Raw genomic sequence first — 20,797 nt, 5'->3', positions numbered from 1 at the left:
CCAATAGGCGTTTTCTATCTGTCCTATCTTTGCACAGTCACAATTCTCTGCGCAGCGTTTACGTCTTTACTCGCGCTTTGCACAGTGTGTGCTCTGCTGTGCTGCCAGCGCTTCCTGCCCCACTGGGGAGTATTCCCACGAGCTTCCATTGAAGTCCCCACGGACGGTGCTTAAGGGTTTAGATTGTTAGAGGTATCTCGATGCTCTAACTTCCTGTGCACGGAAAGGTTGCTGATCTCCCGCCATGTCATTTCCTACTGGTCCTTCGGGCACCCCTCCACGCGACTCCGGTTCCTCCGGCTTCGGTTCACCTGCTCCCGGGTTTGGCCGCCCGGGCCATCCCGGCGGCACAAATGGTCCGAGCGGCGGATTCGGAAGCACTCCCCCGTTCGGTGGGCACCCCGCTAGCCCCGCCCCGCAGCCGTTCAGTGGTGGCGCGCCAACACCCCCAAATCCACCCCAGCCCAACTCTTATGCCGCTCCTACCCCGCCGAAAGGCACAGGGCGCTTCAGCGGCGCCATCGCGGCGCTGATTGCTTTGCTCCTCATCCTGGCTGTCGTCCTTGGCGTCGGCGCGTGGTTTATCTGGGGCCGCGAATCATCCAATACGGAGCAGACTGGTACAAGCTCCGAGCCAACCTCGACGGCCGCGCTTGCGACCACGCCTATGACCATCACGGGCGCTTAAGAAACTGAGATCATAACTGCCCTAGCCGCCAAATCTTGCGCTTCCGCGTCGAATTACGCGGCTAGATTCGTCAGCTAGGGCAGTTGAAGTTTGCTGGAACGCTTTGGTTCAGGCTCTAGTGGAAGAAGTGGCGGGTTCCGGTGAGGTACATGGTCACGCCAGCCTTCTTAGCGGCCTCGATGACTTCTTCATCGCGAATGGAACCACCCGGCTGAACCACGGCCTTGACACCGGCATCGAGGAGAACCTCGAGACCATCCGCAAACGGGAAGAAGGCGTCCGATGCAGCGAAGGAACCTTCGGTGCGGTTGGTGCCGTCGGCCAGCGTGTTGGCGCGCTCAACCGCGAGCTTGGCGGAGTCGACGCGATTGACCTGGCCCATGCCCACGCCCACGGTGGCATTATCCTTAGCCAACAGGATGGCGTTGGACTTCACCGCACGCACGGCGCGCCAAGCAAACTCGAGCTGCGCTAGATCGGATTCGTTCAGGGCCTCGCCCGCAGCCAGCGTCCAGTTGGCCGGGTTATCGCCCTCCGCCTGGTAGGTATCCGGCTCTTGGGTGAGCACACCGCCGGAAATGTACTTGCGCTCCACCTGCGGAGCCTCGTACTCAGCTTGCAGCACACGGAGGTTCTTCTTGGCCTTAAGAACCTCGATGGCGCCCTCCTCGTAGGACGGGGCCACGATGACCTCGGTGAAGATCTCCTTGACCTGCTCCGCCATCTCCACGGTGACCTCGCGGTTCACAGCGATGACGCCGCCGAATGCGGACATCGGGTCGCAGGCATGGGCCGCGCGGTGAGCAGCCGCGATGGACTCGTCAGACACCGCGATGCCACACGGGTTGGCGTGCTTGATGATTGCCACGCACGGGCGCTCATGGTCCCAAGCGGCGCGCCACGCGGCGTCAGCATCCTGGTAGTTGTTGTAGCTCATTTCCTTGCCGTTGAACTGCGTCGCATTGGCCAGACCCTTGGCACCGATGCGGGTCACGGTCGCGGACTGGTGCGAGTTCTCGCCATAGCGCAGCGGGGTGGTCTCCTCGCCCTCGCTGAGCTGATCGACGAACCATGCGGACACCGCGGCGTCGTAATCAGCGGTGTGCAGGAAGGCATCGCGGGCTAGGCCGCGGCGCTGGTCCAGCGTGAAGCCACCGTTGGCCACGGCGTCTGCGACCTCGCCATAGCGCGCAGGGTCTACAACCACAGCAACGGAAGGGTGGTTCTTGGCGGCCGCGCGCACCATGGACGGGCCGCCGATATCGATCTGCTCCACGCAGCCATCAAAGTCGGCTCCGGAGGCAACCGTCTCACGGAAGGGATACAGGTTCACCACGACGAGCTGGAAGGGCTCTACCTCAAGCTCCTGGAGCTGGTTGAGGTGATCCTCTTTGCGGGTATCCGCCAGGATGCCTGCATGCACGCGCGGGTGCAGCGTCTTCACACGGCCCTCAAGGCACTCCGGGAAGCCAGTGAGCTTCTCGACGGGCGTGACGTCAATGCCCAAGTCTGCGATCTTTTTCGCGGTGGAACCGGTGGAAACAATCTCCACGCCAGCGTTATCGAGGGACCGGGCGAGGTCTTCCAGACCGGTCTTATCATAAACGCTAATCAGCGCGCGCTTGATGTTCTTACGATCTTCGCTCATGGTACGGGGACTTAAGCCTTCCTTGCGGTAATGAATTAATTAGAGCTGAATGCTGAGTGCTTCGCCCTCCACGCGCGCCGCGCGGAGAACGCTAACGATAAGTTCTCTTTCGACCACTTTGATGCGCTCGTGCAAGCTGGCCTCATCATCCTCTGCCAGAATCCGGACGGCTTCCTGGGCAATGATGGAGCCGGTATCGACGCCGGCATCAACGAAATGGACGGTCGAGCCTGTGACCTTGGCACCATAAGCCAGCGCATCGCGTACGCCATGCGCGCCTTTGAAAGCAGGCAAGAGCGCTGGATGGGTATTAATGGTGCGACCTTCGAAGCGATCCAGGAAATCTTTGCCCAAGATCTTCATAAAGCCTGCAGAAACAACAACGTCTGGCTGCGCAGCATCCACTGCGGCAACCAGACGTTGGTTCCATTCGGCGCGGTCAGCGCCCATCTCTACGACTTCGGTGGCAATTCCCGCCGCCCTCGCGCGCTCAATGCCCTGGCAAGGCACGTCCGCGATGACTTTCACGACGCTGTAATGCTCATCCTGGCCATCGACGATGGCCTGCAATAGCGAGCCAGTTCCGGAAACCAGAACAACAACGTTGAGGTGGGCAATAGCAGCGGGCTGATGCGGTGTAGTCACGCGCTACAGCCTAGCCGCTACCGCCGTGAACCGCGGAATTTTTACTCTTTTGTGGGGCCTTCAGCTTCTTGGTGTTCCTCTGCGTCTGTGTCGAGCTTCCCCGTGGCTTCAGCGGTCTCATCGGTTTCGGCACTTTCTACGTCCACGACTTCTGCGTCAATTACGTCGGTTTCGGTCTGGCTTTCGGCCTGTTCCTCAACTGGTGCCTCAGCTTGCTCCTTAGTCTGGCCCTCTTGCTCGTCCTCTATTTCGTCCTCAGCGTCGGCCTCGGCTTCGCTTTCTTCGTCGGGGTTGGATTCCTCCGCGTCAGTCTCTGCTTCTTCCGCTTCGGCAGCGGTGGCGTCGCCAAGCACTGCAGAATCCTGCTCCGGCTGAGCAGTGTCGGTGGAGTCTGTCGTTGCCTCCTCGGCGGCCGCGGGGGCTTCTGCCTCAGCAGCCGGGACGGTAGCGCGGCGAGCGCGCCATGCGGACACCGCCTGAGACGTCGCAAATGCACACCCCACGACGAGGCACCACAGGGAGCTCAAGCCCACCGCAGTCCAGAGTTCGGGCCCGGTGTAGCCGTACACGCCTAGCGCACCGGACACGGCGTAGTAAGCCACGAGAGAGGACACGGCAACAGTGATGGTTGCAACAAGCGCTACTTGGAAAGACACCAGCGCTCGGCGACGATAAAACGCCGCCACCGCAGCGAGTACTGGAACAACCAAGAAAACCGCGAACCACGAGCTGATTGAAGGAGGAACAGCTGCGGCCAACGGCAGCGGCGGGAGTGGAACTACGTGGCCGCTGAACAGACTCACGCTGGTGCCTTCCCCAATGTGCAGCTCCGAACCGCTCAGCACCGCCCCCGCAGCAACAGCGGCATTCGGGAGATACAGAATACTTAGCAGGAAAAGCCCCACGGTCCCCATCGCTGTCAGAACCGGATAGCTAGCGAGCATCTCAGCCTGGCGCGACCAGCCACACCCCCACATAATCACAACGAGAACCAGCCCTGCGGCGCCAAGGTAGCCAAGGTAGCTCAGGCCGATTTGAGCGGCGTCGACAAATACGCGGGGAACCCCGCTGCGCTTAGCTAAGGCCTTCCACAAGCGCGGGCCCATGCCTCCGATGAGAGCAGCAGCATGCAGAAGGAGCATGCGGGGCACAATGCGATACAACTCCGGAGGAGAGACGTCATAAACCTTTCCGGCATCCCAGAGCATCAGCCACGCGATAATGGTCAGAACCACCGGCACCGCCAGCACACAACAGCTCAGGACAAGCAAGTCATTAATACTCACCTTGTCCTTAACCGCCGCTCGAACGCGGCGGCCTACTAACCAGGCCAAGAACGCGGCCGGAAGAACAGGTAGGACACCGATATCAATCCCGCCAGCCCGGATTGGAGCCAGATTAAACACCATCCACGCCTCCCCCACGATGGTGTTCAGCCACGCAAAGGGAGAGCTGGTAAGAAGGAGCGCGGCGATAGCGACCACGAAGATGCCCAGAACCACGACGAGGTGCGGGACACCGACGACGATAAGCATGCGGCGAATACGCCCGCGCAGCGTCGTCGGGGCCTGCGCGCGACGAGCGCGAGCCTTATCCGATTCAATTCCCTTGATGCGCTCTGCAGGAGCCCGGCGATCTCGCCGGTAGCCTCGCTCAGAGTGCTCGGCGCTATCACCGCGACCACGCACATGCGCGCGGGGGCGAGCTGACGTCCTGGACTGGGGACTCGTGTTCTTATTCATCGGCGTCCACTTTGCCACGCGCGCCTCCCCCACCGGGGGTGGCACGTCGATATCCGATCCAATTGATCCGACACACCCCGAAACGACAGCACTGCGAGAGTTCTTTCCCTGCCCCTTTCACCGACCACCCCGCCACGCTGACCATAGGTTTACTTTATTCACAGTAAATTGCTGCCGTATCATGACGTTGAAATCTTTCGGTATATCCAGAAGAAAAACTGCAATCCGGGTTGCTCTGCACCCGTCGAGACGCTACTGTTACATCTCGTTGGTAACAGGAAGGTCACAATCGGATAACCAACCAGATTTAGACGTAACGATTCTTTTGGTTGGACGATAGTGAATTAAGACGGAAGAAGAGTTCATGCGAAGCAAGACTCAGCGAAGCGCAGGTCGCCACCGCAAAATCACCACCTCGCAGACCGCGAAGGGGCGTCTGGCGGTTATGACCATCGCGGCTGGTGCCGTGTCTACCGCAGGCGTTGGCGGTGCGGCAGCAGGCACCATTCAATCCGCCGGCACCGGCGAGACCAAGGCGCAGTCCATCGATTACACCTTGCAGGCAGACACCGATCCGCTCAAGGACGCACAGGCCGCCGTTGAGGACGCAGCACCGCAGATCCTCTCCATCGCAGAAACCAAGCCGGTCGCTGACCTGTCCACGCAGCTGGACAAGGCCATTCAGGCCGCTGATGCCCGCGCCGCCGCCGATGAGGCAAACCGCGCGCCTTCCGTAGCCCGCCCGGCAGAAGGTACCTTTACCTCGGGCTTCGGCCCCCGCTGGGGCTCCTTCCACTCCGGCATCGACATCGCTAATGCCGTGGGCACCCCGATCCTTTCCGTTATGGATGGAACCGTCATCGATTCCGGCCCGGCTTCCGGCTACGGCCAGTGGATCCGCATCAAGCACGATGACGGCTCCATGAGCGTTTACGGCCACATGCAGACCCTTGACGTCGCTGTTGGCGAGCGCGTCCACGCTGGCCAGAAGATCGCCGGCATGGGTTCTCTCGGCTTCTCCACCGGCTCCCACCTGCACTTCGAAATTCACCCCACCGGTGAAGGTGCCGTGGACCCGGTTCCGTGGCTCGCAGAGCGCGGCATCGACGTCGCTTAAAACTCACGCGACCAAACCTTCCAACACCACGTAGGCGGCATAGAGCGAATCTGCTCTATGCCGTCTTTTGCGTATTTCACCCCACTCACCGATGGTCAGGCGCGTAGGGTCGCGCGCCACCTCGCGGGACACCGGGCGGGGGTAAACACCACTCTCCGTTCCGGAACCTCTTGCCAAGCCGATAGTTACCCGGTAACTTACCGGGTATGCACCTAACTAATCCTCCCCTTGTCCTCCGCGCAGGAGGTGACCATGTCCGTCAAACACTCCGTTCTTGCGCTGCTCAGTGATCAACCTTCCACAGCCAGCCACATCAAGACCCGCTTTGCGGAGACCTTCGACAACCTCTGGCCGCTCAACATGGGCCAAGTAGCCCAAACCCTAAGCCGCTTAGAGCGCGATGGGCTCATCGCCACCGACGGCGAGCTCACCGGCCCCACCGGGCGCCGCGCCACCAGCTACGCCATCACCCCTGACGGGCGCGCAGAGCTCTCGCAATGGTGGAAGTCCACCTTGCACAGTGACGCCATCGAACGCGATGAGCTCGTGCTCAAAGTGTCCCTTGCCGCTCGGCGCTCCGACGTCGACGTTATCGCCGTCCTTGACGCCCAGCGTTTCGCCACCGTTCGCCAGCTCCGCGAACTCAACCGCCGAGCCTCGGAATTGCCTGCGGAGCGCAGCGCCCAGCGCTTGGCCGTGGAGCGCCAAATCTTCGACTTGGAATCTCTCTCACGTTGGCTCGACCGCGTGGAATCTCTGACCAACCCGACCACCCCCACCGCCGCCGAGGAGGAACCGCGATGACCCCCGACTCCGTGCCCACCACCCAGCACATTCCTTTCCCGCTCGAACTCGAAAACATCACCTGTATCTTCGGCAGCGGCGCTCGCCAGGTCACCGCGCTGGATTCCGTCAACCTGCAGCTACAACCGGGCGAGTTGGTAGCCGTCATGGGCCCCTCCGGCTCCGGCAAATCCACCCTGCTCAACGTCGCAGGACTGTTGCAACCGCCGACATCGGGACGCGTGCTTCTCGACGGCGCCGATGCCTCCCAGCTCTCCAAAGCCAAGGCCGCAATTGCCCGACGCCGCCACTTGGGCCTCGTGTTTCAGCACTTCAACTTGGTCTCTTCCCTGACCGTTGGTGAAAACGTTTCCCTTCCCCTTGAACTCGATGGCCTATCACCTGCGCAGTGCCGTGAGGCAGCAGAGGAAGCGCTCAGCGAGGTCGGCCTCGACGGCACCATTGACCGCTTCCCCGAGGAAATCTCCGGTGGTCAGGCCCAGCGCGTGGCGATTGCCCGCGCGCTCATTGGACCGCGCAAAGTTCTGCTCGCGGATGAGCCCACCGGTGCCCTCGATACCTCGACGGGCGAGGAGATCATGAAGGTTCTACGCGCGCGTATCGACGCCGGCGCTTCCGGCATTCTGGTCACCCACGAGCCACGTTTCGCGGGCTGGGCCGACCGCGTCGTTATGGTTCGCGACGGGCGCCTGACCGGTGAGGAGGTGCGCTAATATGTCCGGCATTAATGCCGCTACCCGCCCGACGAGGCGCGATCTCAAGCTTCATCCATGGCGCACTCTGGCCGCCGTGATGCTCATTGCCCTGCCGGTGGCCCTAGTCATCGGAATTGCGCTCTTTGATAATTCCTCCGGACGGCTCTCCGCAGCTTTGAGCTCGCCTGACCGGTCCCTTCAGGTGAGCAACGAGCGTCAGGACATTGCCAACGAAGACGTTCCCCGTCTAGCCGCCCAGGTGCTGCCAGAAGGCCTCAGCGTCAGCCCGGTCACAACCTTTGACAACACCTCGCTCATCCATGCCGGCAAATCAACCAGCTCATGGCTAAGCCAATTCGACGCGGAGAATCCGCCGGAGTTAGCACGGGAGGCCGTCGACAAGTTTGACCTTGGCCCCAATCAGGCAGTACTTTCGCGAACCTCAGCACACAAGATCGACGCCTCCGTTGGTGATGTCATTACCGTGCGCAACAGTGCTTTCAAGGGTGAGCACCAAGCCACCGTTGCCGCCATTGCGCCCGAGCACTATGACTTTGTCACCTCCCCCACCCTCGACGACGCCTCCATCGACCCCGCTGACACGTCTCGCACCAATTGGCTCATCGTGGGAGATGCACCGCTAACCAAGGACGTCGCAGAACGTGCCCACGAGGCCGGACTCGAAATCTCAGCACCGGAGCTGCGGGAAACGCATAAAAGCGATCAGGCGCCAGATTCCTTCGGCGGCATCATGGGCAGCATTCTTTTCGTGCTCTTCTTCTTCGGCCTCTACGCCATCGCCGGATTGCTCATCCTTTTCCTTCTCGCGCCCGTCTTCACGTTGGCTACCGGCCGCAATACCCGCCTGTACGCGTTGATGTCGAGCCAGGGCGCGCTGCCGCGCCACATCATGTTTGCCGTGATGGCCTATGGCCTGCTGATGGGCCTCATCGGCGCAACTATCGGCGTGGTTGTTGGCCTGTCGGCTTCGTGGATGTGGTGGACGGCCCGCTACCCGGACTTTGCAGCCCACCCACCCCTCCTGGCCATAACCCTTGCATGGCTGGTGGCAGTAGCCGGCTGCGTCATCGTCTCGATTGTGCCTGCATGGTTGGCGCAGCGCGGAGCCTTATCCACTGCTATCCAGGGCGCCGCACCCGACCGCCTACTGCGCTTTAGGAAGTGGATGGCCATAGGCCCGGTATTCCTGCTTCTGCTCGTGTTGTTCAGCTTTAGTTCGTGGGGCACGGGCATTCCCACGATCATCGCTCTCTTCGGAGTCATTTCCGTTGCCGCCTCCGCTCCAGCATTGGTTTTCCTGTGTTCCCAGCTGTCTCGCCGCGGTCCACTCGCGTTGCGCCTTGCCGGGCGTGGCCTGACCCGGCGCAGCATGCATGCCTTGCCGACGTCCATCGCTCTCGTATCGGTCTCCTTCACAGCCTCCCTGTTTGGTGTGGGCATCATGACCGATAGCGCAAAGAGCGTAGCCGAAGAAGCGCTTGTTATGCCGGAGACCACAGCGCTGATTGAGGAGACGACGTTTGACCAACCTACGCAGACTTCTACGCCAGAGGAGCGAGCGGCCACGGAGGCCATCCAGCAGGCTACCGGTGCTCGCACGCACTCCTTCTATGCTTTCCCCTCGTGGACCACGTCTTTTAGCCTTCCTGACGATAGTGAATTCTATGAGCTCAGCACCGAATTTGACTACCAGTGCGAACAGGTCGATCTCAGAAAACCGGTTGAGAGGGCAGTCTTCGTGGACAACCAAGGGCGGCGCACCGATGAGTCCGAAGAGGCCCGTCAAGAGTGCGCGCACGAATTGATGACGACCTTCCCTTATAGCCCGTTGATCTATCAAAGCAGGATGATCCAAGCTGATTCCTCGCAGCTCGAGCTGTGGCAGTTCGACTCGGAAGAGGATCGACGTGCGGCGGCACAAACATTGGAGGCCGGCGGCATCGTGCTCCCCCACAGCAGCCACGTCGGGGACAAGACACACGGCACGGTAACCATAAAGACGTATAACCGCGTCGACAGTCAAGAGCCAAGCGGAACCCGCAACGCCGATCTGCCGGTTGTTGAGGCCTTGCCTACCGTGGATCGTGACGTGGTCCTGATTAGCCAACAGGCCGCTCAAAAGCTGAACATGAAGCCCTTCTACGTAGGCCAGGCCCTGGCGTTGGATGAGGCGCCGAGCGAAGCAGAGCGAGAGGAGCTGCGAGACCTAACAGCGAGCGCTTCGCAGTCGCGATACTCACTGGAGTTCGGTGTCTCCTCCCCCGAGAGCTTCCGCTACTACCTCGGCCTAGGAATGGGAATCATCTGCCTCATCGTGCTCGCGCTCATCATCGCCAATGCGGCTAACACCATGCGCCATGAAAGCACCGTGCTGCAGTCGATTGGCGCGCACCCCTCGCTGATGTCCAAGGTAGCCGCGTGGCAAACCTGGATAGTGGCCACCGCAAGCATGCTCTTCGGAGTGATCGCGGGACACCTTGGCACGTTCCTCTTCACTGATAGGTCCGCCTTCACCTTCTCTGAACCCCCACATGGCCTGCGCCCGCAGGACTACTTCACCCCGGATTGGTGGCAGTTCCTCGCCGTGCTTGTTGTGCCGCTCATAGCCGCCGCTATAGCGGCCGCGGTCAATCGCAGCGATAAGACAGCCCCGCTCACCGCACGGGATCGCAGCGAGTCGCGTTCGTTGACCTAGCCTTCGTGGCCCACCGTTCCCCGACCGAGCCTTCGGCCGGGGAACAACTCTTTTCACACCCCCAACCCCTACCCCCATTCTTTAAACCTTCACTTTACCCCTGTAACAATTTTCACTTCTTTCACACACGTAACACGCTGGGCTGTTCGATAGTTTTTCGAACAATTCCTGTATTTACCTGCATTTTTGCGCATTGCGCAGGGTGATAGCACGGGATAGTTTGTATCTCGTTGCCACGGAAGCTCAGCACACGGCCGAAACCGCACCGGCGTGTCGCAGACTTCGAGGCACAACGCGGCTGATATGGCCGCATCCTATCGCTCACAGGCTTTCCGCCGGCTACGACGGCGGAAGCGAGCCACCGCAGGACTTAAGGACGTGAAGTAATGAAGCGCACGCTCAGCGCACTCGCCGCCATGGCGGTCACCACCGCCACCGTGACGGCCCCAGCGTTCGCTGCCGAACCGGCAGCAAGCGTGGATGTCTCCGACGGGTCCAGCCAGGGCCCGACTGCCGACGACGTCGAAGTCAAGGAAGACTCCAAGGCCGACCTCTTCAAAGCATTCTCCGGGCTGCTCGTTTCGACGGCCGGGGCCCTCAACGGGGCATCCACTCCAGAGATCAACTCCACGCAGGACGGCCTCGATATCGTCCTCGACCCCTCCAGCATTCCCGGACTCGCTGAAGCCTTCGCGCCGCAAGGCGATCACTCCGGCCTCACCCCTACCCGCAGCCAGGACGCAAACGGTAACACCGTGGTCTTTCCGACCTCCGGAACCTTCACCTCCGGCTTCGGACCGCGTTGGGGTTCCTTCCACAATGGCATCGACGTGGCGAACCCAATCGGTACGCCCATCTACGCCGTCATGGATGGAGAGGTCATCTCCTCCGGCGCAGCCCAGGGCTTCGGCAACTGGATCCGCATCCAGCACGACGACGGCACCATCACCGTCTACGGCCACATGCCCAGCGACCAGCTGCTGGTCGACGTCGGCGACCGCGTCGAGGCCGGCGACCAAATCTCCGTCATCGGCAACGAGGGCCACTCCACCGGCCCGCACCTGCACTTCGAGGTTCACCCGGGCGGCGGCGCAGCCGTTGACCCGGTGGAGTGGTTCAGCGAGCGCGGCATCCACATCTAAAGCCTTAGAGCTTTTCCATCGGCACACCACCGATGAGCATGAGGCGGACCTTGCCTGCTGAGCCGAAGTCCACGGTGACTGTCGCCCGCGCGCCGGTACCGGAGGCTTCGATGACCGTGCCTAGCCCGTATTTTGCGTGGTTGACACGGTCCCCCACAACTAAATTGAGATGGTTATTCTTCGGCATTGATGTCGCCGAAGCTGGCTTGCGCGAGCGCTGCGAAGGGGAAGACGCAGCGCTCCGCGAGCCATAGCCGCCGCCACGGGAACGGAAGAACCCGCTATCTGAGCCGAAGGTTCGCCCGTATTGGTAGGAATCATCTCCGCCCCACGCACTGGACAGCGAGCTGTCCGGTTCTTCACGGCGCCAGTCGATGAGGTCCTCAGGGACCTCGGCGAGGAAGCGGCTGGCCGGGTTCGTCACCGGGTTGCCCCAAGACGAGCGGAGAATCGCACGCGTGAGGTAGAGCTGTTCCCTAGCACGCGTAATGCCCACGTAGGCAAGGCGGCGCTCCTCACTGAGCTCCTTCGGGTCCCCCAGGGAACGCATGTGCGGGAATTGACCGTCCTCCCAACCGGTGAGGAAAACGACGGGAAACTCAAGGCCCTTCGCGGTGTGCAGGGTCATCAACGTCACTACCCCGGACTCATGATCTGGAATCTGGTCCGCATCAGCCACGAGCGAAACCTTTTCGAGGAACGCTTGAAGCGAGCCCGGCGCGGCTTCGCCTTCTGAAAGCTCCGGGGCTTCCTCTGCGTCCGCGCCCATAAAGGCCATTTCATTGGCGGCTTCAGAGCTGAACTCGCGGGCCACCGATACCAACTCGTTGAGGTTGTCTAGGCGTGCCCCATCCTGCGGGTCATTGGAGTTTTCCAACTCCGCGCGGTAGCCGGTGGCGTCCAGAAGCGCATTGAGCAGCTCCCCCAAATCCGGCTGGCCCGTCACCTCATTGACCATGCCCGGAATCTGTGCGCGCACGCCGTCCATCATCTCGTTGAATTTGGTGACGGCATTGACCGCCCGCGTGCCAAGGCCTGCGACCTTTCCTTCGGCCGCATCACGGAGAGCCGCCCCAAAACTAACGCCAAGGTTCTCCGCATGTAGGGCGATTTGCGCCTGCGCCTTGTCACCGATGGCGCGTTTTGGCACGTTGATGATGCGGCGCAAGCTCACCGTGTCATCCGGATTATCCATGATGCGCAAGTAAGCCACCATGTCCCGGATCTCGCGGCGCTCGTAGAAGCGCGTGCCGCCAACCACCTTGTACGGGATACCCGAGCGCACGAAGATATCCTCCAACGCGCGGGAGGCGTTATTGGTGCGGTACATCACCGCAATATCGGAATACGCCGTGCCCTTATCCGCCAGGGAATCAATTTCCGAGGCGATATACCGCGCCTCGTCGTGCTCGTTATCCGCCACATACCCGACGATCTTGTCGCCTTCGCCGTGGGCGGTCCACAGATTCTTCTCGCGGCGGCCCTCATTCTTCGCAATCACCGCATTCGCCGCGTTCAGGATGGTCTGGGTCGAACGGTAGTTTTGTTCAAGCAGAATCGTGTGCGCTTGCGGGTAGTCCCGCTCGAACTCCTGGATATTCCTGATGGTGGCTCCGCGGAAGGCATAGATCGACTGATCAGAATCACCCACCACACACAGTTCCGGGGCATCCGGCGGCAGCTCGCCCCTGCCCACCAAGGCCGAAACGAGCGCGTACTGCGCGTGGTTGGTGTCCTGGTATTCGTCGATAAGCACATGCTTAAAGCGGCGGCGATAAAACTCCACCACCTGCGGGTGCTGGTTAAAGATACGCACCACTTCCCCGATGAGGTCGTCGAAATCCACCGCGTTCGCGGCGCGCAGGCGGCGCTGATACTCCTCGTACACGCTCGCCACAGTGAGCTCAAAAGGATTCTTCGTCCGCTCTGCCTCCGCCCGGGCCTGCTCCGGCGAAATGAGCTCATTCTTACGGTTCGAGATCTGGTTAGCCAAAACACGCGCAGAGTACTTCTTCAGGTCCAGCTGCATGTCTTTGGCAATCATGGTGAGCAGCCGGCGCGCATCATCGCCGTCATAAATGGTGAAGTTCGTGTTCAACCCCGGCACCAGCTGAGCATTGTTGCGCAGGATGCGCACGCAGATGGAGTGGAAGGTAGACACCCACATCCGCTCAGCCACGGGGCCGACAAGCTGGCCGACGCGCTCCTTCATCTCCGCGGCTGCCTTGTTGGTAAAGGTAATGGCGAGGATCTGCCACGGCGCTACCCCACGCTCGCGCATGAGATACGCAATGCGACGGGTCAACACCGCGGTCTTTCCCGAGCCCGCGCCGGCCACAATAAGCAGCGGCGAGCCCGAATGTGTCACGGCCTCCTCCTGTTGCGGGTTTAAACCTTCCAGCAGAGGATCATTTCCCTGGCTTAAAGGGGCATCCGCGTTGTGCCCGGACGCGGGAAACAGGCCGCCAGCGGAGGTGTCGGCGGAAGGATCAGACGAAGAACGAGGCCTAAACGGAGAAGTGTTGTTCATAATGCTCTCCAACCTACTAGCACCACCGGACATTGCCGTCCACGCCGCTTCTTATCGACGAATACCGACGTCACGGCACGCGATTCCCGTTTGTCTTAGCGTGGTGGCACAATCTTCACTCATGAGCGCTTCACATCCTGACACCGCAGATTCGGGCTTAAACCCCGAGCACCAAAACCCCAACGTCGTGGACAACGGCCTCGACATTCGCATGCCCTCGGGCACGGATGACCCGCTCAGCGATGCTGAAATCCAACGCTACCGCGAGGAGATCAACCGCCTCGACCGCGTTATCCTCGACGCTATTAAGCGCCGCACCGATATTTCCCGCACGATTGGTAAGACGCGCATGAGCTCGGGCGGTACCCGTTTGGTACACACCCGCGAAATTGCCATCCTCAATGAGTTCCGCGACGAGCTTGGCGAGGAAGGCCCCGCGATTGCCTCTGCCCTGCTGCGGTTGGGGCGCGGCAAGCTCGGCTAATCTAGCACCAACTCGGACTAATCCCCAACGCACGCGCACCTGAACTAGCGGTGTTTTAAGCTCTCAGCATGCATGTGTCCTCTCGCCCCGCTGTTGTTCTCACCGCAGCTGTCACTGCCTTAGTTTTGACCGCCTGCGGCAGCTTTTCTTCACCTGAGACCTCAAATTCCGCTACTCCACTCGACCATCCCTCCGTCAGCGACTCCGAACGCAGACAAGGTTCCGGAGCATCCGGAACAATGCAAGGCTCCGAAGAGGTCCTCGACGGCGATGCGCTCTGGGTTAACTCCACTGAAATCCCCCATGCAGAGCTGCTTGAGCCCCGCAATAACTTGTACAACGCACTAAAAGCCGACTACTACATGGACGTGGGAGTATTGACGCCGGGTGCGGCTATCTATAACCGCACGAATGATGGCCGGTGCTCTACCGGTCATTTCGCCGGCGATGGGCAGCGCCTCTTTATCCTCACCGCCGGACACTGCGGGGACAAGGGCGACAGCTTCTACTATGAAGATCGCTCCGGCAGCGAGGTAGAGATAGGCCAGATGGTAATGAAGGCCAGCAACACCAACACAGATAGCATCAACTCGGCCGACATTGCGCTGATCGAAGTGTCCAACCCCGACGCCGAAGTATCTACCTCACCGGCGCTCAATGCGCCTTTAGCCGGATGGATGAGCCTGGAAGAAATCACGCGAAAGAAGCCCACGTTGTGCTTTGCCGGTTCCACAGCAGGCATTGCCTGCGACCCTTTCATCGACCGATTCGGTGCTCAAGGGCTTTTCACCTTCGGCAGCTACAGCGATACCGGTGATAGCGGTGGTCCTGTCTACGCCTCCATCGACGGCAAACTATATGCAGCAGGAGTCGTGTCCTTTGGCGACTATTACGATTACTCCGGCTCCGAGACGGGCGCCATGGAGATCGCAAACACAATGAAGCAATTCGGCCTCAAGCTTTACGCCTAGCTCAACCCAGCGCAGCCTTCTGTCTCGGCACCGAAGAGATTTCTGGACTACGGTGGACACAGTAAGTTTCATGTCTGCTACCTGCCAGAAAGGCTTTTGCAATGGACATCACCGCTCAGCCGCAGTGGGCCGCGCTCACCTCGCTTTTTGAGAGCAAGAAGGACCTCAACCTGCGTGAGCTTTTTGCTAACTCCGCTTCCCGCGCCGCAGACTTTTCTTTCGATGCTGCGGGCCTGCACGTGGACCTGTCGAAGAACCTCATCGATGAGGAAGTCGTCACCGCTTTGGTGGATCTTGCCCGCGCCGCGGACGTCGAGAGCCGCCGCGACGCCATGTTCACCGGCGAGCACCTCAACAACACCGAGGACCGTGCTGTGCTGCACACCGCTCTGCGCCTGCCTGTGGAGAAGGACTTGAGCGTCGACGGCCAAGACGTCGCCGCCGACGTCCACGAGGTTCTGGGCCGCATGCGTGACTTCGCCACTGCGCTACGCTCCGGTGCGTGGCTGGGGCATACGGGCCACACCATCAAGAAGGTCGTCAACATCGGCATCGGCGGCTCCGACTTGGGCCCCGCTATGGCTGCCAAGGCGCTGCGTTCCTACGAGGTAGCGGGTATCAGCGCGGAGTTCGTTTCTAACGTCGACCCGGCGGATCTCGCCGCGACTCTCGACGGCCTCGACGCCGGCTCCACCCTCTTCATTGTCGCTTCGAAGACCTTCACCACCCAGGAAACCCTGGCCAACGCTCACGCCGCACGCCGCTGGCTGATTGAGCAGTTTGATGGTGATGAGTCGGCCGTCGCCAAGCACTTCGTTGCCGTTTCCACCAACGCGGAGAAGGTCGCGGAGTTCGGCATCGACCCCCAGAACATGTTTGGCTTCTGGAACTGGGTGGGCGGCCGCTACTCCGTCGATTCCGCTATTGGTCTGTCGCTCATGTGCACCATCGGCCCACTGGACTTCATGCGTTTCCTCGAGGGCTTCCACGCCATGGACGAGCACTTCCGCACCGCACCTCTGGAGCAGAACGTACCGGTGCTCATGGGCCTGCTCGGCGTCTGGTACTCCAACTTCTTCGGCGCGCAGACCCACGCGGTGCTGCCTTACTCCGAGGACCTCGGACGCTTCCCGGCCTACCTGCAGCAGCTGACTATGGAGTCCAACGGCAAGTCCGTGCGCCGCGACGGCACCGTTGTCAGCACCGGCACCGGTGAGATTTACTGGGGCGAGCCGGGCACCAATGGCCAGCATGCCTTCTTCCAGCTCATGCACCAGGGAACCCGCCTCATCCCGGCGGACTTCATCGGCTTTGCCCGCCCGAAGGAAGACTTCCCCACCGCCGACGGCACCGGCTCGATGCATGACCTGCTCATGGGTAACTTCTTCGCACAGACCAAGGTTCTGGCTTTTGGTAAGACTGCAGAAGAGATTGCCGCCGAAGGCGTGGACCCAGCCGTGGTCCCGCACAAGGTGATGCCGGGCAACCGTCCTACCACCACCATTCTGGCGGAGGAACTCACCCCGCAGGCCCTCGGCGCGCTGATCGCGCTCTACGAGCACATCGTGTTCACCCAGGGCATCATTTGGGACATCAACTCCTTCGACCAGTGGGGCGTGGAGCTGGGCAAGCAGCAGGCTAATGACCTGGCACCGGCAGTCTCCGGCAAGGAGGAGGCCGCATCCGGCGATGGTTCCACCGATGCTCTGATCGGTTGGTACCGCAAGCACCGCTAAGCACTGCTTGGCGACGTCCCCCGGCCGAACGGTCGGGGGTTCACGCGTTTTTAACGCGCAATCGACATGTGGGATCGCCAACGCCGCGGAGGCCCTGTGGGCGCCCGCGTGACGATTGACCTGTCGGGCGGCCCCTGTGGGCTCGCCCGCGTGGCGGTTTACCCGCCGGGCGGTCCGAGTCCGCGTTGTGCGGCTTGATATGCCACTTGAGCGGTGATTGGTTCTCCCCAGGGCGGGATGTAGTCCACACCGCCGCGAATCCTAAACACGTAGCCAGCACCTGTTGGTTTCTCTGGGTCGTCATCATTGACGCCGTTGTGATAGGCACACAACATTGTCAGATTCGGTGGATCGGTGGTACCTCCTGCTTTCCACGGCACTAGGTGATGCACCTGGGCATAATCAGCAGGTTTATTACATCCCTTCCTGGCACAGGTGGGATGCTCGGCGCTGGCCATCATGCGCTGCTCAAACCCGGCTAAACGCTTCATCCGGTGCAGCCACACCGGCCCGATCGTGGGGTGGATGAGGGTTACGTAGCCGATCTCGGCGAACTTGTAGTTCAGAAACTCCGCGCCGGTCATCCGGCCGCCATTAGTTAGCTCAAGCACGATGTCATCACCATCGCCGCTAACAATTTTGTCGAGCTTGTCCAAGGTGACGACCACGCTGGTGAGAACAGCAGGTTTGGTACCGCCGTGAGATTTGTTGAAGAAAACGTGCCTGGAAGCGTCAAGCAGGTTGTCCTGATTGATGGATTCCAACACTCCACGCATTTCGGTGACTGTCATGGGGTCATCAGTAATGGTGAGCGAGTGCGGCCCGTCAGCGCGGTAGGTCATGCGTACCCCGGGCGTGGGGATACGTTTAGGCTTGAGTTCCTTTAAGCGCTTGGCCGCCACGGCTGGGATGTTCGGTGCCGGTGTGCCGGCAAGCTTGACCCGTAGGTTCCACGCATGCAGCTGATTCTTCAGCTTCTTCGTGTAGGCCTCGATGAGGCTCAGCGTGGCCAGGTCATGGCCTTGTTCTAAAGCTCGGCTGCGGGCCGTGCGTTGCTTACCCGTGAACTTGGTGGCGCCGAAGTAGATGTAGTTTAAGCGCGCCAGTTCGGCGGCGTCAGCTGATGAAGCGCCGAGTGCGCGTAAATGTTTCTCTCCTCCTACCGCTTGCCCCACTAAAGTAATCCCCGAGTTGCGGTAGGAGAAATAGGTCTCTAAATCCCCCATGACTCAGAACCCTAAAGTACCCCAGGCAACCCCGCAACCGGAGAGATACTCGTTAGAGCTTGATCATCGATTCCCAGCCAAAGGGGATGTGGTCAGAGTCCACGATCTTGCGGCCGAACGGGAAGCAGGTCACCGGGATCATCTTCAGGTTGGCCAGAGCCACCGGGATGCCCACGATGGTCACGGCCTGCGCCGCTGCAGTGGTGACGTGGCCGATAGCCAACCACAGGCCAGCGACAAGGAACCAGACAACGTTAGAGAACCGAGACATGCCACCGGTACCTTTGACCGGTTGAATGACGGAGCGCCCAAAGGGCCACAGCGCGAAATTCGCCATACGCATCGAGGCCACACCGGCAGGAATCGTCACGACGGGGATGCAGGCCAGGATGCCTAAGAGAAAGTAGCCCAGTGCGAGGACAAGGCCACCAGTTGCCAACCAGATGATGTTCAAAATGATCTTCATGCATCCCAGCCTAGCGACGCGGCTGACAGTGCGGGCACCACCAGATGACGCGCTCTAACTCCCCTTCGTCACCGCCGGCATCCACACCACCCAGCGTGGACTTCTCAATCAGCGTGCCGCAGCGTCGGCAGCGCTGACGGTTGCGCCCGAAGACATAGGTGGTCTCCCCTGCCCTTTTCACGCCGGTGGTCACACGTACCGGGGAGTCGCGGTTGGCCCAGATGAGGCGGCGGGAGATGGTGAGGATCTGGGGGACGTCGACAAGCGCTACAGGTGTTGCTGGATGAACGCCGGCCAGGAAGCAGACCTCGGCGCGGTATTCGTTGCCCAAGCCTGCCACGTTGCGCTGGTCCAGGAGGGCCGCGCCGATGCTGCGCTCGGGGCGCAACTCGATGCGGCGAACGGCCTCCTCGAATCCGCCTTCTTCCCATTCTGGCGCGAGGATGTCGGGGCCTAGGTGCGCCATGCGCTGTTCAAACTCGCGGGCTGGAAAGACCTCGACCAGCCCTAGCCAATGCCCTACCAACTCAATATCGCGCGGGGTGTTCTCCATCTGCAGCACCACGCGTGCGCTGTGCCCGGGCTTGCGCCAGCGGTCCCCGGCATAGTGGATGGCCCACGTGCCTTCCATCTTGAGGTGGGTATACAGGATGAGCTCGCCGCCGAAATCCATGAAGAGGTGCTTGCCATAGGGCCAGACCTCCTCGCACACCAGCCCGTCGAAACGCACGGTGGCATAGCGCGGCACGCGCAGGGAGGAGGAGGTCACGCGCCGGCCTTCCATGAACTGCAGCCGGTGCGACAGCTGCAGAACGGAATCACCCTCAGGCACAGCAGAACCTCCTCACCAAACGGGTGCCTACTCTACCGGCGCATCCTTTCCCGCACCGAATGCCAGCGCGCCCGGCTCCCACGGGGTGACCACATGCTGGCGAGACAGGTCTTCGATCCTCTTCACACCGAGCAGCTGGAGGGTGTTCTTGAACTCCTCTGCCAACAGCTCAATGACGCGGTCCACGCCTTCCTTGCCGCCGGCCATCAGCCCGTAGAGGTAGGCGCGGCCGATAAGGACGAAGTCCGCCCCCAGAGCCAGCGCAATGGCGATGTCGACGCCGGACATGATGCCGGAGTCGTAGATTATCTCCACGTCCGGGCCCACCTCTGCGCGCACGGCCTCAAGGGCCTGGAGGGTGTTGACCACGCGGTCGAGCTGGCGCCCGCCGTGGGAGGAGACCACGATGCCGTCGGCGCCAAGGTCGATGACCTTGCGTGCGTCTTCGGGGTTGACGATTCCCTTGACGAAGAGCGTGCCCTTCCACTGCTTGCGAATCCACGCGAGGTCCTCGAAGTTGAGGCCTGGGTCAAACATGGTGTTGACCAGCTCGCCCAGGGTGCCGGTGGTCGAGGTCAACGACGCGAAGGTGACCGGGTCTGTGGTGAGGAAGTTGAACCACCACTCGGGGCGCCACGCGGCGTCGAAGACGGTGCCGGCGGTCAGGCGCGGCGGGATGCGCATGCCGTTGCGGGTATCGCGCAGACGCTGGCCGGCCACGGGCGTATCCACGGTGACCACGAGGGTGTCATAACCGTTGGCGGCAGCACGCTCGATGAGTTCTTGGCAGGCAGAGTGGTCCTTCCACAGGTAAAGCTGGAACCAGCGGCGACCGCTAGCGCCTTGCGACGCCGCGACCTCCTCGACCGAGCGCGTGCCCATCGTGGAGAGCGTAAACGGGATGCCTGCGTCGCGGGCGGCTTGGGAACCGGCATCCTCGCCTTCGGCATGCATGAAGCGGGTAAAGCCGGTCGGCGCGATGCCGAAGGGCAATGCTGCCGGCTCGTCGGCGATCTCGGTGTTTAAAGAGATGTCGTGTGCGCCGTTGAGCACGTTGGGCATGAGGCGAACGTCGCGAAAGAAATCGCGGGATTCGCGGTAGCTGACCTCATCGCGGGCGGCGCCATCGACGTAGTCAAAGGCCGCCTTCGGGGTGTGGCGCTTGGCAATCTTGCGCAGATCCCACACATCAGCGGCCTCTGCCAGGCGTGCTGCCCGGCGGTCGAGGTTGGGTGCTTCGAACCGCATGAGGTTCTTGAGCTCGGACACGTTGGGCAGTTGGCGCTTCAGCCGCATGAAAACAAGACTCCTTTTCTATTGGGCTATCAGCTTTTGAGGTTAGACCCATGAAAAGC

17 protein-coding genes are annotated in these 20,797 nt (G+C 61.2%); 9 read left to right on the top strand and 8 right to left on the bottom strand.

Going from position 1 to position 20,797, the window contains the following annotated elements:
* Positions 1 to 244 precede the first annotated feature (244 nt).
* A complete protein-coding gene (locus HMPREF2698_RS12960) occupies positions 245 to 688 on the top strand; it encodes a hypothetical protein (RefSeq protein ID WP_232755556.1) in 444 nt (147 codons plus the stop codon).
* A 115-nt stretch (positions 689 to 803) separates the two neighbouring features.
* Here the strand turns inward: HMPREF2698_RS12960 and purH are convergent, their stop codons facing one another.
* The 3 genes from purH to HMPREF2698_RS07475 are packed head-to-tail and all read right to left on the bottom strand — an operon-like array spanning position 804 to position 4,723.
* Positions 804 to 2,336, bottom strand: coding sequence for a bifunctional phosphoribosylaminoimidazolecarboxamide formyltransferase/IMP cyclohydrolase (gene purH / locus HMPREF2698_RS07485; RefSeq protein WP_070563337.1), 1,533 nt, complete (start codon positions 2,334 to 2,336; stop codon positions 804 to 806).
* A gap of 39 nt (positions 2,337 to 2,375) precedes the next feature.
* On the bottom strand, positions 2,376 to 2,981 hold the full coding sequence (gene purN, locus HMPREF2698_RS07480; RefSeq protein ID WP_070563334.1) for a phosphoribosylglycinamide formyltransferase: 606 nt from the start codon (positions 2,979 to 2,981) through the stop codon (positions 2,376 to 2,378).
* A 41-nt stretch (positions 2,982 to 3,022) separates the two neighbouring features.
* Positions 3,023 to 4,723: a cell division protein PerM gene (locus tag HMPREF2698_RS07475; protein ID WP_246819447.1), complete on the bottom strand. Its 1,701-nt coding sequence runs from the start codon at positions 4,721 to 4,723 to the stop codon at positions 3,023 to 3,025.
* Between the two features lie 364 nt (positions 4,724 to 5,087).
* On the opposite strand from HMPREF2698_RS07475, the gene HMPREF2698_RS07470 reads away from it, so the two are divergent.
* The 5 genes from HMPREF2698_RS07470 (at position 5,088) to HMPREF2698_RS07450 (ending at position 11,197) form a co-directional block, all read left to right on the top strand.
* Positions 5,088 to 5,840, top strand: coding sequence for a M23 family metallopeptidase (locus HMPREF2698_RS07470; protein WP_070520676.1), 753 nt, complete (start codon positions 5,088 to 5,090; stop codon positions 5,838 to 5,840).
* A 252-nt stretch (positions 5,841 to 6,092) separates the two neighbouring features.
* A complete protein-coding gene (locus HMPREF2698_RS07465; RefSeq protein WP_070520673.1) occupies positions 6,093 to 6,644 on the top strand; it encodes a PadR family transcriptional regulator in 552 nt (183 codons plus the stop codon).
* Positions 6,641 to 7,357, top strand: coding sequence for an ABC transporter ATP-binding protein (locus tag HMPREF2698_RS07460; protein ID WP_070520666.1), 717 nt, complete (start codon positions 6,641 to 6,643; stop codon positions 7,355 to 7,357). Before HMPREF2698_RS07465 ends, HMPREF2698_RS07460 begins: the two co-directional genes overlap by 4 nt.
* A gap of 1 nt (position 7,358) precedes the next feature.
* Positions 7,359 to 10,055: an FtsX-like permease family protein gene (locus HMPREF2698_RS07455; RefSeq protein WP_070563331.1), complete on the top strand. Its 2,697-nt coding sequence runs from the start codon at positions 7,359 to 7,361 to the stop codon at positions 10,053 to 10,055.
* 386 nt (positions 10,056 to 10,441) lie between these two features.
* A complete protein-coding gene (locus HMPREF2698_RS07450; RefSeq protein ID WP_070520656.1) occupies positions 10,442 to 11,197 on the top strand; it encodes a M23 family metallopeptidase in 756 nt (251 codons plus the stop codon).
* Between the two features lie 4 nt (positions 11,198 to 11,201).
* Here the strand turns inward: HMPREF2698_RS07450 and pcrA are convergent, their stop codons facing one another.
* Complete coding sequence (pcrA, locus tag HMPREF2698_RS07445; RefSeq protein WP_070563328.1) at positions 11,202 to 13,727, bottom strand: DNA helicase PcrA; 2,526 nt, start codon at positions 13,725 to 13,727, stop codon at positions 11,202 to 11,204.
* Positions 13,728 to 13,848: 121 nt separating this feature from the next.
* Between pcrA and HMPREF2698_RS07440 the strand changes: the two genes are divergently transcribed.
* The 3 genes from HMPREF2698_RS07440 to pgi all read left to right on the top strand — a co-directional run bounded on the left by HMPREF2698_RS07440 (position 13,849) and on the right by pgi (position 16,918).
* The gene (locus tag HMPREF2698_RS07440; protein ID WP_070563325.1) at positions 13,849 to 14,211 is read left to right on the top strand and encodes a chorismate mutase; all 363 of its coding nucleotides are present in this window, start codon (positions 13,849 to 13,851) and stop codon (positions 14,209 to 14,211) included.
* Between the two features lie 239 nt (positions 14,212 to 14,450).
* Positions 14,451 to 15,182 carry a S1 family peptidase gene (locus tag HMPREF2698_RS07435; protein WP_239248570.1) on the top strand — a complete coding sequence of 244 codons (732 nt, stop codon included), beginning with the start codon at positions 14,451 to 14,453 and terminating at the stop codon, positions 15,180 to 15,182.
* Positions 15,183 to 15,283: 101 nt separating this feature from the next.
* Positions 15,284 to 16,918: a glucose-6-phosphate isomerase gene (pgi, locus tag HMPREF2698_RS07430; protein ID WP_070563321.1), complete on the top strand. Its 1,635-nt coding sequence runs from the start codon at positions 15,284 to 15,286 to the stop codon at positions 16,916 to 16,918.
* Between the two features lie 158 nt (positions 16,919 to 17,076).
* Here the strand turns inward: pgi and HMPREF2698_RS07425 are convergent, their stop codons facing one another.
* Genes HMPREF2698_RS07425 through HMPREF2698_RS07410 form a run of 4 tightly spaced genes read right to left on the bottom strand, consistent with a single transcriptional unit; the run spans position 17,077 to position 20,738 of the window.
* A complete protein-coding gene (locus HMPREF2698_RS07425) occupies positions 17,077 to 18,144 on the bottom strand; it encodes an HNH endonuclease signature motif containing protein (protein WP_070563319.1) in 1,068 nt (355 codons plus the stop codon).
* 52 nt (positions 18,145 to 18,196) lie between these two features.
* The gene (locus HMPREF2698_RS07420; RefSeq protein WP_049155174.1) at positions 18,197 to 18,610 is read right to left on the bottom strand and encodes a YccF domain-containing protein; all 414 of its coding nucleotides are present in this window, start codon (positions 18,608 to 18,610) and stop codon (positions 18,197 to 18,199) included.
* 10 nt (positions 18,611 to 18,620) lie between these two features.
* Positions 18,621 to 19,442 carry a DNA-formamidopyrimidine glycosylase family protein gene (locus HMPREF2698_RS07415; RefSeq protein ID WP_070563317.1) on the bottom strand — a complete coding sequence of 274 codons (822 nt, stop codon included), beginning with the start codon at positions 19,440 to 19,442 and terminating at the stop codon, positions 18,621 to 18,623.
* Between the two features lie 27 nt (positions 19,443 to 19,469).
* Positions 19,470 to 20,738 (bottom strand): alpha-hydroxy acid oxidase, encoded by a 1,269-nt coding sequence (locus tag HMPREF2698_RS07410; RefSeq protein WP_070563313.1) that lies wholly within the window; start codon positions 20,736 to 20,738, stop codon positions 19,470 to 19,472.
* Between the last annotated feature and the right edge of the window lie 59 nt (positions 20,739 to 20,797).

This window comes from Corynebacterium sp. HMSC072A02, assembly GCF_001810085.1.
In the GTDB taxonomy this organism is placed as follows: Bacteria; Actinomycetota; Actinomycetes; order Mycobacteriales; family Mycobacteriaceae; genus Corynebacterium; species Corynebacterium hesseae.
Note: the sequence above shows the minus strand (reverse complement) of the source record. Positions and strands in the feature narration are given on the sequence as shown.